This window comes from Leifsonia sp. fls2-241-R2A-40a (assembly GCF_030209575.1).
Classification (GTDB): domain Bacteria; phylum Actinomycetota; class Actinomycetes; order Actinomycetales; family Microbacteriaceae; genus Leifsonia.
Genome location: NZ_JARVRS010000001.1, coordinates 2,670,890 through 2,695,946, shown reverse-complemented (window position 1 = coordinate 2,695,946; position 25,057 = coordinate 2,670,890). Strand labels below are relative to the sequence as shown.

Genomic DNA, 25,057 nt, shown 5'->3' with positions numbered 1-25,057 from the left:
CTGAGCCTAACTTAACCGGTTCAGGTGTCAATCCTTGACTTCGCCTCGTCCGAGGGTATACCGGCTCGTCCGCCTGCCCGGCGGCTTTCGATAACGCTTCGGCGACGTTCCCGCCCCGCGGGATTCGTCACGAATCGGCGGCATTCGTGACGAATGTGCGCGATTCGTGACGAATGACGGCCCGGCCTCCCGTGGTGGCGGAAGGCGCGTCAGCGGGCGGCGCGTCAGCGGGCAGCGCAGGTCAGCGGGCAGCGGCGCGTCAGCGCGCGGCGGGCTGCGGCGCGCGGAGGCTCGTGGCGCGCGGCACGAGCCGGCTCGGCCGGGCGCGCCGGTCGAACGCGGGCTTGCCGGCCAGCTGGTCCAGCAGGAGGCGCGTCGACCTCCGGCCCTGCTCCTCCGGGTACCGGTCGAGGGCGGTGATGGGACGCGTCCCCAGCCGGCAGAGCAGGGAGTCGTCCCAGCTGACGATCGCCACATCCTCGCGCCCGGCGTGGGTGAGCGCCGTCTGGGCGCCGAGCGCCAGCAGGTCGTTGGACGTGAGCACCCCGGTGATCGACGGATCGTCGCCCACCACCGACGCGGCGATCCGCTCCCCCGCCTCCATCGAGTAGTCCGACGGGGCGAAGACGAACTCCAGCCCGAGCTCACGCCCGTGGTCGGCGACCGAGTCGCGGCGGTCCTTCTCGTGCTCGAACTCGGCGGGACCCGCGATGTGCAGTGCGCGCCGGTGGCCGAGCGAGGCGAGGTGCCCGACCAGCAGACCCGCGTCCGCCCGGGCGTTGTAGAGCAGCACCTTCCCGGGCGCGATGGTCTCGCGGTTGCCGTGCAGCACGTAGGCGAGCCCGAGCTCCTCCAGCAGCTGCGGGCGCGGGTCCTCGAACGTGATGTCGAACAACATCACTCCGTCCACCCGGGCCTCGGCGCTCCAGCGCCGGTACGCCGCGACCTCCTGGCCGGTGTCCGCCCCGACCATCCGGAGCAGCAGCGACTGGCCCGTCTCCGAGAGTTCGCTCTCGACGCCCGCAAGCAGGCTCATGTAGTACGGCTCGGCGCCGAGCAGCCCCGGATCCCGCCGCAGGACGATGCCGATCGTGTCCGAGCGCGCACGCGACAGTGCCCGCGCGGACGAGCTGGGATGCCATCCCAGCTGCTCGGCGAGGGCCAGCACCCGCTCCCGCGTCTCCTCGCTCACACCCGGCAGCCCGTTGAGCGCGTACGAGACCGACGCCTTCGACAGCCCCAGCTGGTCGGCCAGCCCCGCGATCGTCACGCGCCCCGCTCCGTTGCTCACGGCCGCCTCCCTTCCTTGGTGCGCGGCCAACATTACTTGTTCGCGCGCTCGGCGTACCTCGAGCATCGTGCATCCCGAACCGGCGCCGGACGGAATGCACGGAGCGTCCCGGCTTTCCCGACGAACGGGTGCGGGCGCGTCCGGCAGAATGTGGCCGTGAGCCCATCCCGGACCAGCACCGTCTTCGAGCGGCGACGACCCGACGACGCGGTCGTCCGACACGCCCTCGCCCCCGCCCGCCAGGCGGTGTTCTGGACGGAGGACGCGCCCGGCGACCACTACCCCCGGCTCCGCGGCGACGTCAGCTGCGACCTGGCCGTGGTCGGCGGCGGCTACACCGGGTTGTGGACGGCGCTGCTGGCGAAGCGCGAGGACCCGTCGGCCCGGGTCGTCCTCGTCGAGGGGCGGAGGATCGGATGGGCTGCCTCCGGGCGCAACGGCGGCTTCGCCGAGGCCAGCCTCACCCACGGCGACGAGAACGGCCGTTCCCGCTGGCCCAGCGAGTTCGACGTCCTGCAGCGGCTCGGGATGCAGAACCTCGACGAGATAGAGGCGACCGTCGCCGAGCTGGGGCTCGACGCGGAGTTCGAGCGCAACGGCGGCCTGGATGTCGCCACCGAGCCGCACCAGGTGGAGTGGCTCCGCGAGGCGGCGGGCCCGGACGCGACCTTCCTCGACCGGGATGCGGTGCAGTCGCTCGTCCACTCCCCCAGCTATGAGGCCGGACTGCTGCGCCACAGGGATTCGGCCCTCGTCCACCCGGCGAAGCTCGCGCGGGCACTGGCACGCGCCTGCGTGGAGGCGGGCGTCGAGATATTCGAGCGCAGCCCGGTGGAGGGCATCGGCGACGGGACGGAACTGGAGACCCCGACCGGGACCCTCCGCTCGCAGCGCACGGCGCTCGCGACGAACGTGTTCCCCAGCCTGCTGCGCCGGAACCGCCTCGCAACCGTCCCCGTGTACGACTACGTCCTGATGTCGGAGCCGCTCAGCGCATCACGGCGGGAGTCGATCGGCTGGATGGGGCGGCAGGGCATCGGCGACTCGGCGAACCAGTTCCATTACTACCGGCTGACCGCCGACGACCGCATCCTCTTCGGCGGCTACGACGCGGTGTACCACTACGGCGGCCGCGTCCGCTCCGCGTACGAGGACCGTCCGGAGACCTTCCGGCAGCTTGCGAGCCACTTCTTCACGACCTTCCCGCAGCTCGAGGGCCTGACGTTCACGCACCGGTGGGCCGGCGCGATCGACACCTGCAGCCGGTTCTGCGCGTTCTTCGGTTCGGCGCGCGAGGGACGCGTCGCGTACGCCGCGGGCTACACCGGCCTGGGCGTCGCCGCGACGCACTTCGGCGCGAAGGTGATGCTCGACCTGCTCGCCGGTCGGACGACCGAACGGACCGAGCTGGAGATGGTGCGCAGCCGCCCGATCCCGTTCCCGCCGGAGCCGGCGGCATCCCTCGGCATCAACCTCACCCGGTGGTCGCTCGACCAGGCCGACCACCGGTCCGGGCACCGCAACGCCTTCCTGCGCACGCTGGATGCGGTCGGCCTCGGCTTCGACTCCTGACGGCCGCGGCCTCTCCCAAGCTGCTGACGGAAGATTTGCGCCAAATCGTGGTTCTGCGGGGCGCAGAACCACGATTTGGCGCAAATCGAGAAACGGGACGGACGCCGGCGGTCAGCGGGAGGACGTCCGACCGCGCGCCAGAACGGCCGCGTGGAGCGCCGCGACGGTCTCGCCTTCGTCCAGGTCCATCCCGAGCAGCTCTTCGATGAGGGCGATGCGCTGGTAGAAGACCGACCGGGACAGATGGCTCGCGGCGGCGGCGCGGGTGCGGTTGCCGGGGTGGCTGAGGTACGCCCGGAGCACCTCCACCAGGTCGCCGCCGGTCGCGAGGTCGTGCTCGATGAGCGGGCGCAGCATCTGCTCCGTGTGCTCCAGCATCCGCGGGTCGTTGCCCAGGGCGTTGACCAGCCGGAGCAGCGGACGGTGCTGCACGCGCTGCACCACCGGCCGGCGGCCGAGGCGCGCCTCGGGGGGTGTGGGCGCTCCCGTCGCCAGTTCGACCGCCTCCTCCAGCGACGACAGCAGCCCGGTGATCCCGCGCGCGTCCGACCCCACGGCGACGACGGTCGCCGGGTCGTCGAGCCGAACGGATCCGGCGGCTTCGGCGATCGCCTGGAACACCGCGTCGTCGAGCCGGGCACCCGGGCGGCCGGAGACCGCGACCACGAGCGTCCCCGCCTGCTCGGGATGCCGCCCGGCGACCGCATCCACACCCGCCGACCGCGCCGCCTCGACCGCGCGCGCCGTAGCCGGCACCGGCAGCGTCCCGGACCGCAGGCGCACGGCCGCCCCGGCGACCGGACGCCCGACGATGGGGAGCCCGACCGCCTCGAAGCGGGCCGTGATGCCGCCGTCCCCCGAGAACCGGCGACCCAGCAGGGCCGCGAGCAGCGCATCGTGGCTGCGCCGCGTCCACTCGTCCTCGTCGCGATCGGACAGCCGGCTGAGCGCGAGCGCCACCGCCGCCTGCTCGAGCACGTTCGTCCGGCCGGCGGGATGCGGCTCCCCGGGAAGCCCGACGAGCCGGCCCCAGCGCATCCCCCTCGCTTCGACCGGCACGATCGTCCAGTCGCCGTCCCCCGACCGGTGCGCTGCGCGGGAGCGCTGCTCCCAGCCGCTGAGCTCCGCGCCGCGGGTCTCCGCCTCGCCGAGCTCCCCGGCGGCGGCGATCACACGGTGGCTGGTGTCCTCCAGCACGACCGGCGAGCCGAGGACGCGCGCCGCCTGCTCCACGATGAAGTCGGCCGGGCTCCCGCGCAGGCTGAGGTCGGTGAACAGGGCGTGGATGTCGTCCCGCGCGCGCAGCGCGGCCATCTGCTCGGCGATGATCCGGGAGTGCACGGCCTCCGTGATCGCCACGAAGCGCGCCTCCCGGTGCAGCACCGCGAACGGCAGCCCGGCCGCCGCGAACTCGTCGACGAGCGCGGCCGGAGCAGCGGGCATCGGCGGTCCCAGCTCGAGCACGAGGCCGGCGATCTCCGCCTCGATCAGCACCCGTCCGAGTCGCCGGAGGGCCGCGTCCTCAGCGGGCCAGCCGACGCCCGTCGCGAGCAGCAGTTCGCCGCCCGAACCGAGCCGTGCCGCCTCCGCGGTCTCGGCGACGTGCACCCAGCGCACGGGCGCATCCAGCCGGTCCCGGCCGGTCACGACCTCGGGCAGCGCGCCCGCGACCGGCTCCATCCGCAGCACCTCGCGGATCGTCGGAAGCACGGATGTCACCGGCGCCGACGCTTCCGGACGGACTGTTCGACCCGTGGCCGGGTCCCGACGATCTGCCATCGCTCGCGCCCCTCCGCTCTGTGATCATGGGGATGTAAGCCTACTGTCACCGCCGGGCAGAACGTCCGGCGAAACCGCGAGGAGGATCCCCGTGGCCCTGATCCGCCACTTCATCGCCGGCGAGGAGACGCCCGCCGAGCACACCCTGGAGCTCCGCACCGGCCCGGTCTTCAACCCGGCCACCGGCGAGCGCCAGCACGACGTCGCCCTCGCCGACGCCGCCCAGACGGAACGGGCCATCGCGGCCGCGCGCGCCGCCTTTCCGGCCTGGCGCGCCACCAGTCTGACCAAGCGCGCCGACGTCTTCTTCCGCCTCCGCCACCTGCTGACCGAGCGCCGGGACGAGCTCGCCGCCATCGTCACCAGCGAGCACGGCAAGGTGCTCTCGGACGCTGCGGGCGAGATCGGACGCGGCCTCGAGAACGTCGAGTTCGCCTCCGGCCTCATCGACAAGCTGAAGGGCGAGTTCAGCGAGCAGGTCTCGAGCGGCATCGACGTGCACAGCGTCAAGCAGCCGGTCGGCGTGGTCGGCTGCATCACCCCGTTCAACTTCCCCGTGATGGTCCCGCTGTGGATGGTCGCCAGCGCCATCGCGTGCGGCAACACCGTCGTGCTGAAGCCGAGCGAGAAGGACCCGAGCGCCTCCGTCTTCCTCGCGCAGCTGTTCCGCGAGGCCGGCCTGCCCGACGGCGTGCTGAACGTCGTGCACGGCGACAAGGAGGCGGTGGACGCCATCCTCGACTCCCCCGACGTCTCCGCCGTCTCGTTCGTCGGCTCGACCCCGATCGCCCGCTCGATCTACCAGCGCGCCTCCGGCAACGGCAAGCGCGTGCAGGCCCTCGGCGGCGCCAAGAACCACATGGTGGTGCTGGCCGACGCCGACATCGACGCCGCCGCGGACGCCGCCGTCTCGGCCGCCTACGGCTCCGCCGGCGAGCGCTGCATGGCCGTGAGCGTGCTGGTCGCGGTCGGCGACGTTGGCGACCGGCTGGTTCCCGCCATCCAATCGCGACTGGATGCTCTGCGCATCGGCCCCGGTACGGATGCGTCGAGCGAGATGGGCCCGCTGATCACGCGCGAGCACCGCGACAAGGTCGCCTCCTACGTGACCGGCGCGGCCGCCGAAGGAGCGACGGTCGTCGAGGACGGCACCCAGCGCACCTTCGACGGCGACGGCTTCTTCGTCGGCGTCAGCCTGCTCGACCATGTGAAGCCCGGGATGAAGGCGTACGACGACGAGATCTTCGGGCCTGTGCTGTCGGTCGTGCGCGTCGACACCTTCGACGAGGCGATCGAGCTCATCAACGACAACCCGTACGGCAACGGCGTGGCGCTGTTCACCCGCGACGGCGGCGCCGCCCGCCGCTTCGAGTTCGAGGTCGAGGTCGGGATGGTCGGCATCAACGTCCCCATCCCGGTGCCGGTCGGTGCGTACTCGTTCGGCGGCTGGAAGAACTCGCTGTTCGGTGACTCGCACATCTACGGTCCCGAGTCGTTCCACTTCTACACGCGGAGCAAGGTGGTCACCACGCGGTGGCCCGACCCGGTGCACTCGCGCATCGAGCTCTCGTTCCCCGGCAACTCCTGATCGAAGGCGCAGAGAAATGACCGACACCATCCAGACCGCCGCAGACTCGCGGACGGGCTACGTCGATCGGAACGGCGTCGAGCACGCGTTCGGCGACGCTGCGGCCGAGCGGCAGGTGCGCAGCGACGACCGCACCCACGTCTTCCACTCGTGGAGTGCGCAGGCGAAGATCGACCCGCTCCCGATCGCCGCCGGCGAAGGCTCGACCTTCTGGGACTACGAGGGCAACGCCTACCTCGACTTCAGCTCCCAGCTGGTCAACCTGAACCTCGGCCACCAGCATCCGGACCTCGTCGCGGCCATCCAGCAGCAGGCGGGGCGGCTCACGACCATCCAGCCGTCGATGGCGAACGACGTGCGCGGGGAGCTGGCCCGCCGCATCGCCGACGTCGCACCCGGCACCCTGAACAAGGTGTTCTTCACCAACGGCGGAGCGGATGCGAACGAGTACGCCGTCCGCCTCGCGCGCCGGGTGACCGGGCGTCAGAAGGTCCTGTCGATGTACCGCTCGTATCACGGCGGCACCGCGACCGCGATCGCGCTCACCGGCGACCCGCGGCGGTGGGCCAACGAGCCGAGCGACCCGTCCGTGGCGCACTTCTTCGGGCCGTACTCCTACCGCAGCGCCTTCCACTCGACGACGCCCGAGGAGGAGACGCAGCGCGCCCTCGAGCACCTCGAGAACGTGATCGTGCTGGAGGGCGCCACCACCGTCGCGGCGATCATCGCCGAGACGATCGTCGGGACGAACGGTGTGCTCGTTCCGCCGCCGGGCTATCTCGCCGGCGTCCGCGAGCTGTGCGACCGCTACGGGATCGTGTACATCGCCGACGAGGTCATGGTCGGCTTCGGCCGGGTCGGCGAGTGGTTCGCGGTGGATGCGTTCGGTGTGGTCCCCGACCTCATCACCTTCGCCAAGGGCGTCAACTCGGGCTACGTGCCGCTCGGCGGCGTCGTCATCTCCGACGAGATCGCGTCGTACTTCGACGACGTGGCGTTCCAGGGCGGGCTGACCTACTCCGGGCACCCGCTCGCGTGCGCGGCCGGGGTCGCCACGTTCGAGGTCTTCGAGCGCGACGGCGTGCTGGAGCGGGTGCGAGACCTGGGCTCGCGCGTCGTCGAGCCGGAGCTGCGCTCGTGGCTCGACCGGCATCCTTCGCTGGGCGAGGTGCGCGGACGGGGCTTGTTCTGGGCGCTCGAGCTGGTGCGGGACCGCGACACGCGCGAACCGCTCGTCCCGTTCAACGCGGCGGGATCGGATGCGGCGCCGATGGCGGAGGTCGCGGCGGCGTGCAAAGCGGCCGGGGTGTGGCCCTTCACGCACTTCAACCGGGTGCACGTCGCGCCTCCGCTGGTCATCTCCGAGGACGAGCTGCGGCGCGGGCTGGCGGCGATCGACGCGGCTCTGAACGTTGCCGATCGCTACGTCCGCGGCTGACCGTCCGCGCCGGGATCGGCGTGTGCGCGCGGCGTCGTCCACAGCCTCCGGGTCCTCCCCATCCCGCGCCCGCCCGACTCCACCGAGGCGGGCGCGGGATATCGTGGCAGCATGAGTGAACCCGGAGACGGCCGCGTCGCTGTCTACATCGACTTCGACAACATCGTCATCTCGCGCTACGACCAGGTGCACGGTCGCGGCACGTACATGCGCGACCGCCCGAAGTCGAGCTCCAGCCAGCCGAAGACGGGATTCGCCGAGAAGCTGGCCGAAGCGCGCGTCGACCTCGGCGCGGTGATCGACTTCGCCTCGTCCTTCGGCACGCTGGTCCTCACCCGCGCCTACGCCGACTGGTCGTCGGCGGTCAACGCCGAGTACCGCGGCCAGCTGGTCGGCCGGGCGGTCGACCTCGTGCAGCTGTTCCCGGCTGCCGCGTACGCGAAGAACGGCGCCGACATCCGGCTCGCCGTCGACGCAGTGGAGGACGCCTTCCGTCTCCCCGAACTCACGCACGTCGTGATCGTGGCGGGCGACTCGGACTACGTGCCGCTGGCCCAGCGGGTGAAGCGGCTCGGCCGGTACGTCATCGGGATCGGCGTGGCCGGATCCACCGCGAAGTCTCTCGCCGCAGCGTGCGACGAGTTCGTCAGCTACGACGACCTGCCCGGGGTCGCCCGGGACGAGGCCGCCGACGCCGAGGAGCTGGAGATCGGCGAGGTCGAGGGCAGTGACGCCGAGGTCGTCGCTGCGCACGGCAACGCCGCGACCGCTACCGCGGCACCCGCCCGCAGCCGCTCGCGGCGAGGAGCGAAGGCGGCGGCTGCCGCCGAAGGTTCCGCTGCAGATGGAGCCGCCGCCGGCGCCGTAGCCGATGGAGCTGCCGTGACCGGCGTCGGCGACTCCGGCGATGCGGCCGCGGCCGGCGAGGTGGCAGGCGGCGACGAGACACCGGAACCCGCCGAGCGCCCCAAGCGCGGCGGCCGCCGGCGGTCCGCGGCAGCGGACGTCGACACCGACGAGGAGGAGCAGGCGGAGGACCCGCAGCACGTCGCGACGCGCCTGCTCGCGCGCGCCATGCAGCTGGGCCACGAGAAGGACGACTCTCCGTGGCTGCACAGCTCGACCGTCAAAGGCCAGATGAAGCGGATGGACCCGTCCTTCAGCGAGAAGGCACTCGGCTACCGGTCGTTCAGCGACTTCATCAAGTCGCGCAGCGACCTGGTGGAGCTCGACGACAGTTCGACCGCGCAGATGCTCCGCCTCGCCCCCACTCGGCCGCGGCGGGCACGGCACAGCGGCCGGGCCACGGATCGGGTCTCCGCTTCGTGAGGCGGCGCACTTCTTGAGCCGGCACACTTCTTGAGCCCGCACACAGCCGGCCGGAGTTGACTGCGGCCATGGCACGACAGTGGAGAGCGACGCGGTGGGGTGGACCGGAGACGTGGGAGTTCGCGGAGGTCGAGACACCTGAACCCCGGCAGGGAGAGGTCACCGTCGCGGTTCGCGCCGCGGGTGTGAACCCGGCGGACTACAAGCACGTGTCGGCTCCGCGCCCCGGTCTGGAGCTACCCGTGCCGATCGGCTACGAGGTCGCCGGCGTCATCACCGCGATCGGGCCCGACACCGAGATCGCTTCCGGAGGGGGCGCGGTGGGTGACGCCGTGGTGGCGTACCGCATCCAGGGCGGGTATGCGACCGAGGTCACGGTCGCGACCAAGGATGTGTTCGCCAAGCCCGAGCGGCTCGCCGACGAGGAGGCCGCGAACCTCCTCCTGGTGGGAACGACGGCGGCTCAGATGCTGGACGTGACGCACGTGCGCGCCAGCGAGACGATCCTCGTGCACGGGGCGTCCGGTGCCGTCGGCGTGAGCATCCTGCAGCAGGCGGCGGAACTCGGGGTCCGGGTGATCGGCACAGCGGCGGAGCAGAGTTTCGCGCGGGTGCGCCGGTTCGGCGGAGTGCCGATCGCGTATGGACCGGGCCTAGCCGAGCGCGCCGTCGAGGCCGCCCAGGGGCCGATCGCTGCGGCGCTCGACACCGTGGGCACCTCCGAAGCGATCGACGTCTCGCTGCAGCTGGTCCCCGACCGTCGGCGCATCGTGACCATCGTCGACGCCCAGCGCGCCGAGCAGGAGGGAATCCTCGCGGTCTTCGGGGCGCAGCCGGAAAGCCAGGCGTTCCGCGACGCGGCCCGGGGTCGCCTGCTCGAGCTCTCCGGCAGCGGTCGGCTGCAGGTTCCGATCGCCCGCACGTATCCACTGGCGGAGGCGCAGGAAGCGCTGGCCTTCCTGGCGGACGGGCACCCGGGCGGAAAGCTCGCGCTGCTCCCCTAGCTCAGGCGCCGGGATGCAGTCCTTCTGCCTCCTGCTCGGAGATGATCACCATGCCCCCGGTGCGCTGGCTGGACTGCAGGAGTGCCTCCATCCACCGCTCGTTCAGCTTCGCGGGCCGGCTGCTGCTGAACACGAAGGCCATCGGGACTTCGCGGCTGATCCAGAGACTGACACGGCCGCCGCCCAGTTCCGCCGGGAACTGCCAGTTCAGCAGGAAGCTCTCGTGCCTCCGCAGCTTGGTGACGAGCGCCATCTTGACGTGCGCAAGCGTGCGGTCGTCGAAGTCGTACTTCTGGGACGAGTAGCCGTAGATGAGCGTGCCCACCTCATGCCCCGTTCTGACGCTTCCCGTTCTTCGCCTTGCTCTCGCGGTAGCTGCCCTGCGGCATCTCTTCGCGGATCTCCGCGCGCAGCTCATCCTCCAGCATCAGCCCCGAGTTGCTGTTCGCACGCTCGCTGAGGATGGTCAGCCAGTCCCGGTTCAGCTCCGGCAGCACGGGCTTCGCGAATACGAACTGCAGGGAGATCGACGGGTCCAGCCAGATCGACCGCAGTATCGCCTCCGGGCCGGCCGTCCGGTCCATCCAGATCAGCAGGAAGCCCTCCCGGCGGCGCAACTTCGTCTGGATGACCGCCTGCAGGTGCGCGAGCACCCGGTCGTCGAACGTGAAGCCGTCCGCACCGTCGTAGATCAGCGTTCCCACGCGACTCCCTCCCTGGTGTCAACACTTTCTCGGAACGACCGCGCGCCGTCAAGTCAGCAGTGCGTGCACCGCCGTAAAGTCCGAACATGGACGCTCTCACGCGAACCATCAAAGCGGCCCTCCTCTACGAGGACGGCCGGACTCTGGACAGCGTCGTCGTCGTTCCCCTGATCGGTGGATGCCCGCCGGGCGAGATCCGCGTCGCCACCACGTTCGCTGGAGCCCTGGCCTACGACGTGTACGAGCTGGCCGACGAGCAGGAGTACTCGTCCATGCCCGCCTACCCCTACCGCTCGACCGTCCCGGTCACCACGGACGACCTCCGCGACTGAACCGAAGGCGCGACGGCCGTCCGCTCCCGCGCGGGTAGCGTTGCCTGAGTGACTCCCCCCGCCGATCCCCGACGCCCGCGCACCGGCGCCGCGGTGGCCGTGCTCAGCCTCGGCACGCTCCTCAATCCGCTGAACTCGTCGATGATCGCTGTGGCTCTGGTGCCGCTGCAGCACGACTTCGGCGTGGATGTGACCGCGGTCACCTGGGTGATCACCTCCTTCTACCTGGCGTCCGCCGCAGGCCAGCCGCTGATGGGGCGCCTGGCCGACCGGTTCGGCCCACGCCGGCTCTTCCTGTTCGGGATGCTCGTCGTGGCGCTCGCGTGCGCCGCCACACCGTTCGCGGGATCGTTCGCCGCCGTCTGCGCCGGGCGGGTGGCGCTCGCGGTGGGCACGGCGACCGCCTTCCCGTCGGCGATCGCCATGCTGCGTCCGCTCTCGCGGGACTCGGGCGTCGGCACGCCGCGGCTGCTGGGGCGCATCCAGATCGCCAACACCTCGGGCGCGGCCATCGGGCCGGTGCTCGGCGGTGCGCTGATCACCTTCCTGGGCTGGCAGTCCATCTTCTGGGTGAACGTGCCGCTGGCCCTGCTCGCGTTCGCGGGAGCGTGGCTGTACGCTCCGCGGGACGCCGCTCGCGAGCGGACGCCTCTGGCCCGGACGCTCGCGGAATCGGACATCCCGGGCATCCTGCTCTTCATCGCCACGCTGACGTCGTTGCTGGTCTTCCTACTCGACCTGAACCCGCGGCCTCTGTGGTGGCTGCTGCCCGTCTGCGCGGTAGCCGGCGCGCTGTTCGTCTGGCGCGAGCTGCGCACCTCCCACCCGTTCCTCGACCTGCGCCTGCTCGCGGCGAACCGGCGGCTTCTGCTCGTCTACCTGTCGTTCGCGATCTTCAACGTCGTGTACTACTCGGCGTTCTTCGGCCTTCCGCAATACCTGCAGACGCACGGCGGCTACAGTGCGGGCGTCGCCGGGCTGCTGATGTTCCCGCTGGCGGCGGTCACGATCGTCGTCACTCCTCTCGCCGCCCGCGCGATCGAGGCGGCGGGCCTGCGGCCCACACTGATCACCGGAGCGATCGCCCTGGTCGTCGGCGCCGCGCTGCTGGCTGTGGCCGCCGCAACCACGGCTCCGTGGGCCGTGCTGCTGCTGACGGCGGCTCTCGGCATCCCCTACTGCGTCGTCAGCATCGGGATGAACCAGGCGCTGTTCTCGGCGGCCCGCCCGGAGGACAGCGGCGTCGCGGCGGGGATCTTCCAGACCTCGCGCTACGTCGGCGCGATCGTCGCGACCACGGTGCTCGGTCTGCTGTTCAGCGGCGGGACCTCGGCCGGGAGCTGGCTGGTGGCCGTCGGGGTGGCGACGGTGCTGGCGCTGGTGCACCTGGCGCTGCTCGTGTTCGTGCGCCCGGGGCGAGGTCGCGCGGAGCAGGCGACGCAGCCGGCCGAGGGATGAGGCTCCCCGGTGGCCGCAGATGTGCGGTGCGCCGGGAGGCCCGACGAACCTAGACTCCCCGCATGGCCCTCTGGCTGGGTGGGACGGAACTCTGGACGCAGCTGCTGCTGCTCCTCCTCGCGTTCGTGCTGTCGGCGGTCATCGGGGTGGAGCGCGAGCGCCGGCTGAAGAGCGCGGGGCTGCGGACGCACATCCTGGTCGGCCTGGGGTCCGCCCTGTTCACCCTCGTCTCGGCGTACGGCTTCGCACCGCTGGGGCTGCCCACGACGGACCCGTCCCGCATCGCTGCGCAGGTGGTGACCGGCATCGGTTTCGTCGGAGCCGGCGTCATCTTCGTCAACCGTGGAAACGTGGTGGGACTGACGACCGCCGCATCCATCTGGGTCACGGCCGCGGTGGGGATGGCCTGCGGGGCCGGCCTCCCGGTGATCGCGGTCGCCGGGACGCTGCTGCACCTGATCGCCGTGGGAACGCTCCCGACCGCCGAGCGGGTCCTGCGCCGGACCTCCGTGACCGTCCTGACGGTTCGAGCGTCGACCAGCGGCGAGACGCTCGCGCGCGTGGTCGACGTGTGCGAGGCCGCCGGCCCCCGGGCGAGCATCCACGATCTCCGGCGGACGACGGGGCCTGACGGCGTCGAGCTCCGCGTGCGGATCCGTGCGAGCGCAGCCGACACCCAGCTGCTCGCCGCGCAATTGGCCGCGCTCGACGGCGTGACGACCGTCCGGACCGGTGCGCCGGTGGAGTGAGGCCGCGCGTGCCGCACGCCTCTCGTCTCTCGCCTGTCAGGCGACGAGCGTGGCGCTCCCCGGCGGAGCGGTGCGCTGCTCCGTCCCCGACAGTGGACACAGCGGATTGCGGCAGCCCACCGGCACCGCCACCACTGCCCATGAACCGCGCGACGTCGGCACCAATCGCCGCTCGGCGGAGATCGGCCCTCCGCACGCCCTGCACACCCGTGAGTCTGCGACCATCGTGATCTTCCCCATCCGACCCGTGGCGCCCGCTTCGCCACTTCCATGGTCCGCCCGCGCGGCGCCGGAAGCAAGGGTGCTCTGGACGGTGAGGGCACGAGGTGTGCGGAATCCCTCCACAGGAACGGGCTCTCCACAGGCCGATCCCTCCCCCGCCGGTACGAGGGCGGACCCGGTAGCGTCGTCGACATGCAGATCGATGTCCCCACGTCCGTCGGCCTCGGCCGGTTGACGGTCTCCGCCGCCGAGCACCCCGCGGCTGTCCTGTGGCTCGGTCACGGCGCGGGCGGCGGAATCGACGCGGTCGACCTGTCCGTGCTGGCGTCGCGGCTGCCTGCCGAGGGGATCACCGTCGTCCGTTACGAGCAACCGTGGCGCGTCGCAGGCAAGCGCGTCGCGGCCCGCCCGGCGACCCTGGACATCGCGTGGACGGAGACCGCGCCGCGGGTGCGCGAGCTGGCGGCCGGGCTGCCGGTCGTCGTGGGCGGCCGGAGCGCAGGCGCGCGCGTGGCCTGCCGGACCGCAGCCGCAGTGGATGCGGCGGGAGTGGTCTGTCTCGCGTTCCCGTTGCATCCGCCGGGAAAGCCGGATGCGTCGCGGCTGGAAGAGCTGCTCGAACCGGTCGTGCCGGTCGTGGTGCTCCAGGGCGGCGGGGACACGTTCGGGAGCGCGGCGGCGCTGGCCGCGGAGGTCGGGGCAGCCGGAGTCGGCGCGGATGCGCGCATCCGGATCGTGGAGGTGCCCGGCGCCGATCACGGGATGAAGGTGCCGAAGGCCTCGCCGCTGGGTGCCGCGGGCGTGCGCGACCTCATGTCCACGACCGTCGGGGAGTTCGTCCGTGGCCTCCTGTGAGGCCGGGCGGGACGCCGCGACCGGACCGTCAGTATTCGCTCTTGATCACGAAGTAGGACCCGCGGATTGTGCCCGCGAGCTTCGACCGCTGGCGCGCGAACTTGAAAGCCGACAGCTCCTCCGGCACGTCCATCCCGTCGGAGAGCTTGAAGCCGACCGCGCGCTTGCCGCCCTCCGCCAGCGTGTACATGACGTTGATCGAGAGGCCCGACTCGTAGAAGACGTAGGTCATGCGGATCCCGTCGACCTCGAAGTCGGTCGCTTCGAGCGGACGCGACGCGATGACGATGCCGCGCTCGTCCTTCAGGATGCGCGCCACCCGGTCCACCGCCGCCGCTTCTTCCTCCGCGGTCCCGACCGTGAACGTGTGCTCGTACTTGTTCCGGAAGTAGCGCGCCTCGTTCGCGCGCAGCCCGGCGGCTGCGTCCGCGACCGGCGACGACTCCAGTCCGACGGTGGAGACGTTCTCGAAGTCGACGACGTAGGGCATGGTTCCTCCTGGGATGCGGCGTTCCGACCCACCGTAGCGCGGTGCCGTCGCCTTCGCTCGCCCAGGCGTGTCCGCTTCGCCGCCCGCCGTCGCAGCGCGAGGATCATGTGATGTCCGGCCTGCTCATGCGCATCCACAGCCCGGAGTTCCAGGCGATGTCCCGTCGCGTGCTCGAAGTGACCGCGCTCACGTCGCGCCTCAACGTGCTGCCCTTCGACGACGAAGCGGGAAAGGCCGAACTCTTCGCGCAGATCCTCGGCCGGCCGCTCGGGTCCGGCGTGACGATCTACCCGCCGTTCTTCACCGATCACGGCCGCAATCTCGAGCTGGCCGACCGGGTCTTCATCAACCAGAACTGCACGTTCCTCGACTACGCCGGCATCCGGCTCGCCGAGCGCGTCATGGTGGCTCCCCGGGCCACCTTCATCACGGTGGGTCATCCCGTCGACACGGCCGATCGCCGGATCTGGCTGACCGGCGGCCCGATCGACGTGCACGAGAACGTGTGGATCGGCGCCGGCGCGACCATCCTCCCCGGGGTCACCATCGGACGGGATTCCGTCATCGCCGCCGGCGCGGTCGTCGCCGACGACGTCCCTCCGCGCAGCCTCGTCACCGGGACGAAGGCGGCGGTGCGGCGGACGTGGGAGGACTAGCCCGGCATGCCGCATCTTCTCACCGCCGCCTGATGAACCGCGATCAGGGAGGAAATCGCTTCCGAGAGACCGGCCGAACGCAGGGAACGGAGGAGGTTTTCCACCCGCCCGGCGCTCATCTCCTCCGTTTTCGGCGGCGCGAGACCAGGGTCAGCTTCACGTTGCGGTGGAACTCGACCACGTCGCCGTAGGGAGAGTCAGCCCGAATCAGCAGGTCCGTAGGGCAGCCACGCCGGGTCCCAGCGCAGCGGGCCCACCGATCAGCACGACGTTGGAGATGCCGAGCCACTGGATCTCCGCCTTGGTCGCGGCAGGCACGCATGTCGACGGGGTGGTGAACAGCGGGCCCATCTGTGTGGTGGCGAGCGACGACTCGGCGAGAGCGTCAGGGAAGTTGCTTCCGGTAGCGAGGAAGGCGTTGTAGCTGGTGGGGAAGATGCTTTGGGCCACGGCGACGGCGGTCCCGTACCGGTCTGCGCCCGCCGCGCGGTCCACCCGCGCGAAGGCCCTCACACTCTCCTCCAGCTGGGGGCTGATCGCCGCTGGTCCGCCGACGAGGGTCACGTCGGTGGTCCCCAGGCGCTGCAGGGTGGCTCGGGTCGCATCGTCGATGGCGGATGCGTTTCCGTCCACGAGCAGCAGCGGCCCGATGATCGAATCGGCCGCAGTCGCCCCGGCCAGCGCGTCGGGGAAGTTGTTGGCCGTCGCCATCAGCACGTGAGGCGCCGAGGCGAAGACGGAATCCACCAGCTTTTCGGCCGTCTCCTCGCGGTTGCTACCCGCGATGCGGACGACGGTCGGCGCCAGGGCGCGCAACTCCCGTTCCACGGCATCGGAGACGACGTTGACGCCACCGACGACGATGATCTTCGACGGCTTCAGTCGCGTGATCTCTGCGGAGACGTCCGCGCGGAGCGCTCCGGGTGCCGTCAGCAGCAGAGGGCCGTTCACGAATCCGGCGACGGGCCCCGCCGCAAGGGCGTCCGGGAAGTTCGCGCCGGTCGCGACGACGACCGTCGGCGCCGAAGACGGGAAGCCTGCCTTAGACAGTGCGACCGCAGTCGCGTAACGGTCTGCACCGGCGAGGCGGGTAACGGTGACCGGCTTGGGATTGGTCACCATGACGGGCGATTCGACGACTGAGCTACGATCCGCCTTGATCAGGTCGAGTTCAGGCATCAGTGGACGGTATTGCGACGAGAAGAAGGGTGTGAAGTCGGCAGAAGGCGGCACGGTCACTGTCAGCGTGGACAGGTCGGCACTGATTCTCGGGGTGAGAGCAACGGCATCCCATGCTTGACCCATCTCGCCCTCAAGGTAGGCATCCCAGGCGCCGGAGAAGAATCCGGCAGGTCCGACGACCCGGATCGTGTCTCCTCGTTTGACCTGGACACGGTCCGTCGGCACGGCCCAGTAATCTCTATAGTCGCTGACGCGGTCACCGGTCCGCCCACGGTCCAGGGATTCATGAAGCGCTGATGGACCCGCGGTGCTGACCACAGGAATTGTTCCGCGGAGGCTGAATTCGTAATCGGGCGAAGCGTGATCACGCTCGGCGGGAGGGAACGGCACCGATGCAGCCGGAGATGAATAGCCGCGCAATTCGAACTCGTCCACGCCGGCATCCGGATGTATCACCGTCCCCGTGGAGACTCCGTTCAGCACAGCAAAGGTGACGGAGTTCGCCTTCGCATCGATTGTGGCGAATCCCGACCAGTTCTCACCGGTGGCGCCAGACAACATGAGGGTTGCCTGCGTGATCCCGCGACGCTGCCATTCCCCCGTCGGGAGGCCGAACGTGATCGACGTCGTCTGCGGGGTGATCGGGTTGTCGAGCACCGTGAAATCTCCGCTCGTCCCTCCGGTGTATGGGTCGGAAGGAACACCGATCGTGTACGTCGACGTGTTCGCAGGGGCGGCTGTCGCCGCCGAAACGCCGACGGGTGCGAATACGGCACAGATGCCGGCGACCACGATCGCTGAAATGGCCGAACGCCGATAAACCCCTGACCGCATCGGCCGACTCCCCCTGCTCAGCCGGCGGCCACGCCGGGCGACGTCAGCCTAGCGGGGATGTGGCCGGCAAAACGACGGAATGAACACGACTACCCAGTTCGGCAGCTACCCACCGTGATCGGGCGACAAAAATGAACTTCCTAGCCACCGCACTCCGGGCAGTCGAGGCGAATCGCGACAAAGCGAATTCGCAGTCTTCGCGGTCGGGATTCTGGCGAACGCCGCCTCGAAGAGCCGCGCCGAACCGTCGGCGGAGCTGAGCTTCAGCGACATGCCGCCAGCTTCTCACTACCGCCTCAATGCACCGCGATGGAGGGAGGAAATCGCCGTCGAGACCCCGCCCGAACGCAGCGAACGGAGGACGATTCCCGTCCACCCGGCGCTGATCTCCTCCGTTTTCGACGTCGAAGCGAAACCCAGGTCAGCTACACGTTGAAGCGGAACTCCACCACGTCGCCGTCCTGCATGACGTAGTCCTTGCCCTCCATGCGGGCCTTGCCGCGGGAGCGGGCCTCGGCGATGCTTCCGGCGTCCATCAGGTCGTCGAAGGAGATGACCTCTGCCTTGATGAAGCCCTTCTCGAAGTCGGTGTGGATGACGCCCGCGGCCTGCGGGGCCTTCGCGCCCTTGGGGACCGTCCACGCGCGCGACTCCTTGGGGCCGGCGGTCAGGTAGGTCTGGAGGCCCAGCGTGTCGAAGCCGATGCGGGCCAGCTGGTCGAGGCCGGACTCCTCCTGGCCGGTGGAAGCGAGCAGCTCGGCCGCGTCCTCGGGGTCCAGGTCGATCAGCTCGGACTCCAGCTTGGCGTCGAGGAAGACGGCCTGCGCGGGCGCGACCAGGGCGGCCAGCTCGGCGCGGCGGGATTCGTCGGTCAGGACGTCCTCGTCCACGTTGAAGACGTAGATGAACGGCTTCGCGGTGAGGAGGCCCAACTCGCGCACCGGCTCGAGGTCGATGGACGACGTCGACAGCGGCTTGCCGGAGTTGAGGTACTCGATCGCGGCGCGCGCGGTCTCGAGCACGACGGGCTCCAGCTTGCGTCCCTTGACCTCCTTCTCGTACCGCTGCTCCGCCTTCTCGAGGGTCTGCAGGTCAGCGAGGATGAGCTCGGTGTTGATGGTCTCCATGTCGCCGGCGGGGTCGGTCTTGCCGGCGACGTGCACCACATCCGCGTCGCTGAAACCGCGCACGACCTGCGCGATGGCGTCGGCCTCACGGATGTTGGCGAGGAACTTGTTGCCGAGCCCCTCCCCCTCGCTGGCGCCCTTCACGATGCCGGCGATGTCGACGAACGACACGGGAGCGGGCACGATGCGCTCACTGTGGAACAGCTCGGCCAGGCGGTCGAGCCGCGGGTCGGGCAGGTTCACCACGCCGACATTCGGCTCGATGGTCGCGAACGGGTAGTTCGCCGCCAGAGCGTCGTTCTTGGTCAGCGCGTTGAACAGGGTGGACTTGCCCACATTGGGCAGCCCGACGATTCCGATAGTGAGAGCCACGGTCGTCCATTCTACGGGCCGGGAGGGAGGCGCACGCCCGGCGGCCGGTGCACGGTCAGCCCTCGCGCGTGGCTCGGTAGCTGCGGGTCACGTACGGCAGCTCGAAGGTGTCGCGGCCCGCGAGATCGGGATGCTCGCGCGCCAGCCGTCGCAGCGACTGGATGACCGCGGCCTGGGCGTCCGGATCCTTGGTGATGAAGTAGCTGCGCGACCGCGCGAGGTCGAGCAGCCCGTCGACGGTCAGCGCCTGCACCCATCGCGTCTCGTGCCGCTCCAGCGGGCCGAACGGCGGCGCCAGCTCGGGTTCTGACTCGTCGTCGAACGCGGCGGATCCCGCATCCATCAGCTCGCCGAGCTCCTTCACCCAGGCGACGCTCTCGTCGCGCTCGTTCCAGACCAGTCCGATCCGGCCTCCGGGACGCAACACGCGCGCGACCTCGGGGATGGCGCGGTCGGCATCCACCCAGTGCCACGCCTGCGCGACGACCGCCAGACCGAAGGCGGCATCGGCAGAGGGGATGCGCTCGGCGGTCCCTTCACGGGCGTCGACCGACTCGACCCGGTCCGCGAGCACACGCAGCATCTCCGGCGACGGATCAACCGCCGTGACATCGAAACCCCGGTCGACGAGGGATGCGGTGAGCTTGCCCGTGCCCGCCCCGAGGTCGAGGACGGGACCCTCGATCCCCTCCGTCAGCCAGGTCACAGCGTCGGCCGGATACGACGGACGGGCGGCGTCGTAGACGTCGGCGGCCCGGTCGAAAGAGGCCGCGTGGAGGTCGCGCTGGTTTCGGGATCGCATGCCGCCGATCGTACGCGCGGGACGCCTCCCGAGCCCGATCGCGATCGTGAGGTGCTCGCAGATGCGGGCGCGCACGGCGTGCCGGGTGCAACGACGAGCACTTCGGCGAGCCCGCCGAGCCGGATGCCGCGGCGCGCGGGCAGGATGCGGGGCGGCGTCGGTGGGCCGTGTCAGCATGACGACGTGACCCTGGATTTCACCGCCATCGACTTCGAGACCGCCAACTCCTCCCCTGCATCGGCCTGCTCGGTCGGGCTGGTGAAGGTCCGGGACGGGAAGGTCGTCGACCGCGCGGGATGGTTCATCCGGCCGCCGCTCGGACACGACGACTTCCAGGAGTGGAACGTGCGCATCCACGGCATCCAGCCGCACGACGTGGCGGATGCCGCGAGCTGGGTCGACCAGCTGGCGGATCTCGTCGAGTTCGCCGAGGACGACCACCTGGTGGCCCACAACGCCGGGTTCGACATGAACGTGATCCGCGCCGCCTGCGCCGCGACGCTCGTCGAGTGCCCCGAGTACCGGTACCTGTGCAGCCTGCAGGTCGCCCGCCGCACCTACCACCTCGAGTCGTACCGCCTGCCCGTCGCGGCGATGGCGGCCGGCTTCGAAGACTTCTCGCACCACGACGCGCTGGCCGACGCGGAGGCCTGCGCCGCCATCGTCATCCACGCCGCGCGGCGGCACGACGCGGCGACGATCGCGGACCTCTCCGAGCTGACCGGCGCGCGCCTCGGCCGCATCGGCATCCCGGTCGCCGCCTGATCCGTCCCGGGTCCCGCGCCGCACGCCCGTCGCTCGTCGCCCCATCGAGTGGTGACATGATGTCGCAACTCGGCACCGATTCGCGCGATTACTCACGACTCGAACGGGACTCGCGGCGCGCGCGGCATCCAGTGTCGGCGGCCGCTGACACACTGAGGGCATGGACATCCTCGCCCTGCTCTTCGGCCTCCTGATCGGGCTCCTCGTCGGCGCGATCGGCGCGGGCTTCGCCGTCGTGAAGCTCGTGCGCTCGCGCACGTCGGCCGAGCCGGCCGCCCCGGTCATCGACCCCGCCGTCGTCGCGGCGCAGCACCAGGCGGAGCTCGCCGAGGTGCGAGCGGCGGAGGCGGCTGTGCAGGCCGAGATCCGAGCCGATCTGGCAGCGGCGCACGGTCGCGTCGACGCCCTGCAGGAGCAGGTGCGCGCCGCGCAGGAGCAGTACCGCGAGACCGTCGAACGGCACCGCGCCGAGGCGGAGGCCCGGTCGGAGCGCGAGCGCGCCGAGAGCAAGGTGCTGCAGGCGCTGGCGCCGGTCCGTGAGAGCCTGACCGACATGCAGCGCAAGGTCATCGAGCTCGAGACGCAGCGCAACCAGCAGCACGGTCAGCTGGCCCAGCAGTTGCGGTCGGCCGCCGAGTCGGAGGAGCGCCTGCGCAGCACCGCGGAGGCGCTGGCCTCGGCCCTGCGATCGAACAGCACGCGAGGCGTCTGGGGCGAGACGCAGCTGCGCAGCGTGGTGGAGGCCGCGGGCCTTCTCGAGCGCGTCGACTTCGACGTGCAGTCCAGCATCCACTCAGAGTCGGGCGCCGGCCGGCCGGACATGATCGTGCGCCTCCCCGGCGGCAAGAGCATCGCTCTCGACGCCAAGGTGCCGTTCAACGCCTACCTCGAAGCCAGCCAGATCCCGGCGACGGCGACCGGGAGCGAAGGCGCCCAGCGGGATGCGCTGCTCAAGCAGCACGTGAAGGCGGTGCGCGACCACATCACGGCCCTCGGGAGCAAGGCGTACTGGACGGGCCTGGAGGCGTCGCCCGAGCTCGTCATCGCGTTCATCCCGAGCGAGTCGCTGGTCTCGTCGGCGCTGGAAGCCGATCCGTCCATCATGGAGTTCGCCTTCGGCAAGCGGGTCGCTCTCGCCTCCCCGGTCACTCTGTGGTCGGTGCTCAAGACGGTCGCCTTCAGCTGGCAGCAGGACGTGCTGACCCAGGAGGCCAAGCAGCTGTTCGACCTCAGCCGCACCCTCTACAGCCGACTGGCGACGACGGCCGGGCACATCGAGAAGCTGGGCCGATCGCTGGAACGCACGGTGAAGGACTACAACGGCTTCGTCGGATCGTTCGAGCGCCAGGTGTTCCCCGCCGCGCGCAAGCTCAACGCCCTCGACGAGTCGAAGGTCATCGGGGCGCTCGGCGGCATCGAGGAGGCTCCGCGCGAGCTGACCGCGTTCGAACTGGTCAGCGAACTCGAACCCCGCGACATGCACGGGATCGACAAGCTGGCCCTCGAAGAGCAGGATCGCGCAGCCGAGAGCCCGCGACGCGAACCCGGGGTGGCGTAGCCCGCGCGAGCGGCCGTCGACCGCTCAGAGCTGGTCGGGCTCCAGCCACTTCGCGGCGAGGTGGTCAGCCAGCACACGGCGGGCCGTGCCCGACTTCGAGCGCAGGACGATCGACTCGGTCCGGATGATCGGACCCTTGCGCCGCACACCCTCGACGAGGCCGCCGTCGGTGACACCGGTCGCCACGAAGAACGTGTTGTCGCCCTGGACCAGGTCGTCGATGGAGAGGATCGTGTCCATCTTCAGACCCGCGGCGATGCCCTTCGCCCGCTCTTCGTCGTCACCGGGCGCCAGCATCCCCTGCATGAACCCGCCCAGAGCCTTCACCGCTGCCGCTGTGATCACGCCCTCGGGGCTGCCGCCGATACCGACGCACATGTCGATCCGCGACTCGTAGCGGGCTGCGTTGATACCGCCCGCGACGTCCCCGTCCAGCAGCAGTCTCGTGCCGGCGCCCGCAGCGCGGATCTCCTCGATCAGCCCCTCGTGCCGCGGCCGGTCCAGTACGGCGACCCGGATCTCCGAGACCGGCTTGCCCAGGGCCTTCGCCAGGGCGCGGATGTTGTCCCCGATCGGCTGCGACAGGTCCACCACCCCGCGCCCGGCCGCCCCGGTCACGATCTTGTTCATCCGGAACACGCTCGACGCATCCAGCATCGTGCCGCGGTCCGAGACGGCGATCACCGACAGCGCGTTCTGGCGACCCGCCGCCGTCAGCGAGGTGCCATCGATCGGGTCGACCGCGATGTCCACGGCCGGCCCCCGGCCGTTGCCGACATGCTCGCCGTTGAACAGCATGGGCGCGTGGTCCTTCTCACCCTCGCCGATCACGATGACGCCGTCGAAGTTGACCGTCCCCAGGAACTTGCGCATCGCATCCACCGCCGCGCCGTCGGCCGCGTTCTTGTCGCCGCGCCCGATCCACGGCGTCGCCCGGATGGCCGCCGCCTCCGTCGCCCGCACCAGCTCCATCGCCAGGTTCCGGTCGGGGTGCTGATAGTTCGTGGCGGTGTCGGTCATGCTCATGATGGGTCCTCCCGGACGGATTCGGAACGTCGTCGTCGATGCCGCCGGGAACGGGTCCCGGCGGACGCTGTCAGTGTATCCACCGGGTCCCGCGCCGTGAGGGGCCCTGCACGAACGTCCAGCACCCGCGTCCGCCGACCCGAGCCGGACCACACCGCACGGCACCGACCGGCACCGGGGCCCACCAAGCGCGTCGGTATGATGAGGGCGTTCGACATCCCCATCCCAAGGAGCCGTAATGCCCATCGCCACGCCGGACCAGTACGCAGAGATGCTCGACAAAGCGAAGGCCGGCGGATTCGCCTACCCGGCGTTCAACGTGTCGTCGTCGCAGACGATCAACGCGGTACTGCAGGGTCTGACCGAAGCAGGCAGCGACGGCATCATCCAGGTGACCACCGGAGGCGCGGACTACTTCGCCGGCCAGACGGTCAAGGCGCGGGCCACCGGCGCGCTCGCGTTCGCCAAGTTCGCCACCGAGGTCGCGAAGAACTACCCGATCACGGTCGCGCTGCACACCGACCACTGCCCCAAGGATGCGCTCGACGGCTTCGTCCTGCCGCTGATCGCCGCCTCCGAGGAGGAGGTGAAGGCGGGCCGCAATCCGATCTTCCAGTCGCACATGTGGGACGGCTCCGCTGTCCCGCTGGACGAGAACCTGCGCATCGCCGAGGACATGCTGAAGCGCACCAAGGCGATCAACGCCATCCTCGAGGTCGAGATCGGCGTCGTCGGGGGCGAGGAGGACGGCGTCAGCCACGAGATCAATGAGCACCTCTACACGACGCTCGACGACGCCATCAAGACGGTGGAGGCGCTCGGGCTCGGCGAGAAGGGCCGCTACATGGCGGCTCTCACCTTCGGCAACGTGCACGGCGTGTACAAGCCGGGCAACGTCAAGCTGCGCCCGGAGCTCCTCAAGGACATCCAGGACGGCCTGGCGGCCAAGTACGGCCACGGCCCGAAGCCGCTCGACCTCGTCTTCCACGGCGGGTCCGGCTCGACCGACGAGGAGATCGCCGAGGCCGTGCGCAACGGCGTCGTCAAGATGAACATCGACACCGACACCCAGTACGCGTTCACGCGCACCATCGCCGGCTACATGTTCCAGAACTACGACAGCGTCCTCAAGATCGACGGCGAGGTCGGCAACAAGAAGGTCTACGACCCGCGCGCCTGGGGCAAGGTCGCCGAGTCCGGGATGGCTGCGCGCGTCGTCGAGGCGACCCAGCAGCTCGGCTCGGCCGGCCACTCCGGCAAGTAGTACACGAGGAGGCGGCCGCGATGGCCGAGCAGGAACCGCAGCCGGACGAGCGGCCGCGGCCGCAGTACGGCGAGCTGGCCCCGCCCGGCTGGGTCTGGCATCCCCCGGCGGACGCCGACCGGCTGGACACGTCGCGGCCGCTGGAACGGGAGGACGACGCGCCGGCACCATACGGCGCGGCGTCCCCCGGTCCCGCGCTGCCGCAGCAGCACCAGCCGCACCAACCGCACCCGGTCGCGCCGGGCCGTCCCGCCGCGCCGCGCGAAGGCGCGCCGACCTGGAATCTGACGCTCACCGTCCTGCTCGCGGTCTTCGGCTTCTTCGGGATGTCGTACTCGATCGCGACGCTGCAGGCCATCCCCGCGTCGATGCAGCTCCTGCACAGCACCAACGGCCTCGGCGACTACACGCCGGTCCCGCTGGTGGGCACGCTCGTGCTCGTCGGCTCGATTTTGATGGTCGCGATCTGGATCGTGTCCGCCGTGATCGCAGCGCTGCTGCTGGTGAAGCGCCGGCTCGCCTTCTGGGTGCCGCTGGTCGCGGGGATCGTTGCGATGGTCGTGCTGCTGATCTTCGCGGGTGCGGTTCTCGCCACCGACCCGGTCCTCCTCGGGTTCTACAGCGGCGTCACTCCGTCGTCACCGCTCCAGACGCCGTAGG

The 25,057-nt window shown here is 70.6% G+C and carries 23 protein-coding genes; 14 read left to right on the top strand and 9 right to left on the bottom strand.

Annotation, left to right across the window (positions count from 1 at the left end; translation table 11 throughout):
* Positions 1–259: 259 nt before the first annotated feature.
* On the bottom strand, positions 260–1,291 hold the full coding sequence (locus QRN40_RS13370; RefSeq protein ID WP_285116170.1) for a LacI family DNA-binding transcriptional regulator: 1,032 nt from the start codon (positions 1,289–1,291) through the stop codon (positions 260–262).
* 156 nt (positions 1,292–1,447) lie between these two features.
* On the opposite strand from QRN40_RS13370, the gene QRN40_RS13365 reads away from it, so the two are divergent.
* Positions 1,448–2,863: an NAD(P)/FAD-dependent oxidoreductase gene (locus QRN40_RS13365; RefSeq protein WP_285116169.1), complete on the top strand. Its 1,416-nt coding sequence runs from the start codon at positions 1,448–1,450 to the stop codon at positions 2,861–2,863.
* Between the two features lie 111 nt (positions 2,864–2,974).
* Here the strand turns inward: QRN40_RS13365 and QRN40_RS13360 are convergent, their stop codons facing one another.
* On the bottom strand, positions 2,975–4,582 hold the full coding sequence (locus QRN40_RS13360; protein WP_285116168.1) for a PucR family transcriptional regulator: 1,608 nt from the start codon (positions 4,580–4,582) through the stop codon (positions 2,975–2,977).
* Between the two features lie 151 nt (positions 4,583–4,733).
* Here QRN40_RS13360 and QRN40_RS13355 point away from each other — a divergent pair, with 151 nt between their 5' ends.
* The 4 genes from QRN40_RS13355 to QRN40_RS13340 all read left to right on the top strand — a co-directional run bounded on the left by QRN40_RS13355 (position 4,734) and on the right by QRN40_RS13340 (position 10,001).
* On the top strand, positions 4,734–6,230 hold the full coding sequence (locus QRN40_RS13355) for a CoA-acylating methylmalonate-semialdehyde dehydrogenase (RefSeq protein ID WP_285116167.1): 1,497 nt from the start codon (positions 4,734–4,736) through the stop codon (positions 6,228–6,230).
* A gap of 16 nt (positions 6,231–6,246) precedes the next feature.
* Positions 6,247–7,668, top strand: coding sequence for an aspartate aminotransferase family protein (locus QRN40_RS13350; RefSeq protein ID WP_285116166.1), 1,422 nt, complete (start codon positions 6,247–6,249; stop codon positions 7,666–7,668).
* Positions 7,669–7,779: 111 nt separating this feature from the next.
* A complete protein-coding gene (locus QRN40_RS13345; RefSeq protein WP_285116165.1) occupies positions 7,780–8,997 on the top strand; it encodes an NYN domain-containing protein in 1,218 nt (405 codons plus the stop codon).
* A 68-nt stretch (positions 8,998–9,065) separates the two neighbouring features.
* A complete protein-coding gene (locus QRN40_RS13340; protein ID WP_285116164.1) occupies positions 9,066–10,001 on the top strand; it encodes an NADP-dependent oxidoreductase in 936 nt (311 codons plus the stop codon).
* A 1-nt stretch (position 10,002) separates the two neighbouring features.
* Here QRN40_RS13340 and QRN40_RS13335 read toward each other — a convergent pair whose 3' ends face one another.
* Positions 10,003–10,326, bottom strand: a complete 324-nt coding sequence (locus tag QRN40_RS13335; RefSeq protein WP_285116163.1) for a DUF7882 family protein — start codon at positions 10,324–10,326, stop codon at positions 10,003–10,005.
* A 1-nt stretch (position 10,327) separates the two neighbouring features.
* Complete coding sequence (locus QRN40_RS13330; protein ID WP_285116162.1) at positions 10,328–10,705, bottom strand: DUF7882 family protein; 378 nt, start codon at positions 10,703–10,705, stop codon at positions 10,328–10,330.
* Positions 10,706–10,791: 86 nt separating this feature from the next.
* Between QRN40_RS13330 and QRN40_RS13325 the strand changes: the two genes are divergently transcribed.
* From QRN40_RS13325 to QRN40_RS13310, 4 genes are all read left to right on the top strand, one after another.
* Positions 10,792–11,037, top strand: a complete 246-nt coding sequence (locus tag QRN40_RS13325; RefSeq protein WP_285116161.1) for a hypothetical protein — start codon at positions 10,792–10,794, stop codon at positions 11,035–11,037.
* A gap of 48 nt (positions 11,038–11,085) precedes the next feature.
* Positions 11,086–12,495 (top strand): MFS transporter, encoded by a 1,410-nt coding sequence (locus tag QRN40_RS13320; RefSeq protein ID WP_285116160.1) that lies wholly within the window; start codon positions 11,086–11,088, stop codon positions 12,493–12,495.
* A gap of 62 nt (positions 12,496–12,557) precedes the next feature.
* Positions 12,558–13,244: an MgtC/SapB family protein gene (locus tag QRN40_RS13315; RefSeq protein WP_285116159.1), complete on the top strand. Its 687-nt coding sequence runs from the start codon at positions 12,558–12,560 to the stop codon at positions 13,242–13,244.
* A 414-nt stretch (positions 13,245–13,658) separates the two neighbouring features.
* Complete coding sequence (locus QRN40_RS13310; protein ID WP_285116158.1) at positions 13,659–14,321, top strand: alpha/beta hydrolase family protein; 663 nt, start codon at positions 13,659–13,661, stop codon at positions 14,319–14,321.
* Between the two features lie 28 nt (positions 14,322–14,349).
* On the opposite strand, the gene QRN40_RS13305 is transcribed toward QRN40_RS13310, so the two are convergent.
* Entirely contained in the window at positions 14,350–14,811 is a 462-nt protein-coding gene (locus tag QRN40_RS13305) for a DUF8821 family protein (protein ID WP_285116157.1), read from the bottom strand.
* Between the two features lie 110 nt (positions 14,812–14,921).
* Between QRN40_RS13305 and QRN40_RS13300 the strand changes: the two genes are divergently transcribed.
* Positions 14,922–15,467, top strand: a complete 546-nt coding sequence (locus QRN40_RS13300) for a sugar O-acetyltransferase (RefSeq protein WP_285116156.1) — start codon at positions 14,922–14,924, stop codon at positions 15,465–15,467.
* Positions 15,468–15,674: 207 nt separating this feature from the next.
* On the opposite strand, the gene QRN40_RS13295 is transcribed toward QRN40_RS13300, so the two are convergent.
* The 3 genes from QRN40_RS13295 to QRN40_RS13285 all read right to left on the bottom strand — a co-directional run bounded on the left by QRN40_RS13295 (position 15,675) and on the right by QRN40_RS13285 (position 19,784).
* Positions 15,675–17,306, bottom strand: a complete 1,632-nt coding sequence (locus QRN40_RS13295) for a cell wall-binding repeat-containing protein (RefSeq protein ID WP_285116155.1) — start codon at positions 17,304–17,306, stop codon at positions 15,675–15,677.
* Between the two features lie 602 nt (positions 17,307–17,908).
* Positions 17,909–18,982 (bottom strand): redox-regulated ATPase YchF, encoded by a 1,074-nt coding sequence (gene ychF / locus QRN40_RS13290; protein ID WP_285116153.1) that lies wholly within the window; start codon positions 18,980–18,982, stop codon positions 17,909–17,911.
* Positions 18,983–19,037: 55 nt separating this feature from the next.
* Positions 19,038–19,784 carry a class I SAM-dependent methyltransferase gene (locus tag QRN40_RS13285; RefSeq protein ID WP_285116152.1) on the bottom strand — a complete coding sequence of 249 codons (747 nt, stop codon included), beginning with the start codon at positions 19,782–19,784 and terminating at the stop codon, positions 19,038–19,040.
* Positions 19,785–19,967: 183 nt separating this feature from the next.
* On the opposite strand from QRN40_RS13285, the gene QRN40_RS13280 reads away from it, so the two are divergent.
* Both QRN40_RS13280 and QRN40_RS13275 read left to right on the top strand, forming a co-directional pair.
* Complete coding sequence (locus tag QRN40_RS13280; protein ID WP_285116151.1) at positions 19,968–20,549, top strand: exonuclease domain-containing protein; 582 nt, start codon at positions 19,968–19,970, stop codon at positions 20,547–20,549.
* A 160-nt stretch (positions 20,550–20,709) separates the two neighbouring features.
* The gene (locus QRN40_RS13275) at positions 20,710–22,107 is read left to right on the top strand and encodes a DNA recombination protein RmuC (protein ID WP_285116150.1); all 1,398 of its coding nucleotides are present in this window, start codon (positions 20,710–20,712) and stop codon (positions 22,105–22,107) included.
* A 24-nt stretch (positions 22,108–22,131) separates the two neighbouring features.
* Here the strand turns inward: QRN40_RS13275 and glpX are convergent, their stop codons facing one another.
* The gene (gene glpX, locus QRN40_RS13270; protein WP_285116149.1) at positions 22,132–23,133 is read right to left on the bottom strand and encodes a class II fructose-bisphosphatase; all 1,002 of its coding nucleotides are present in this window, start codon (positions 23,131–23,133) and stop codon (positions 22,132–22,134) included.
* A gap of 238 nt (positions 23,134–23,371) precedes the next feature.
* Here glpX and fbaA point away from each other — a divergent pair, with 238 nt between their 5' ends.
* Complete coding sequence (fbaA, locus tag QRN40_RS13265) at positions 23,372–24,397, top strand: class II fructose-bisphosphate aldolase (RefSeq protein WP_285116148.1); 1,026 nt, start codon at positions 23,372–23,374, stop codon at positions 24,395–24,397.
* A gap of 20 nt (positions 24,398–24,417) precedes the next feature.
* Entirely contained in the window at positions 24,418–25,056 is a 639-nt protein-coding gene (locus QRN40_RS13260; RefSeq protein ID WP_285116147.1) for a DUF6264 family protein, read from the top strand.
* The last annotated feature ends 1 nt before the right edge of the window (position 25,057 follow it).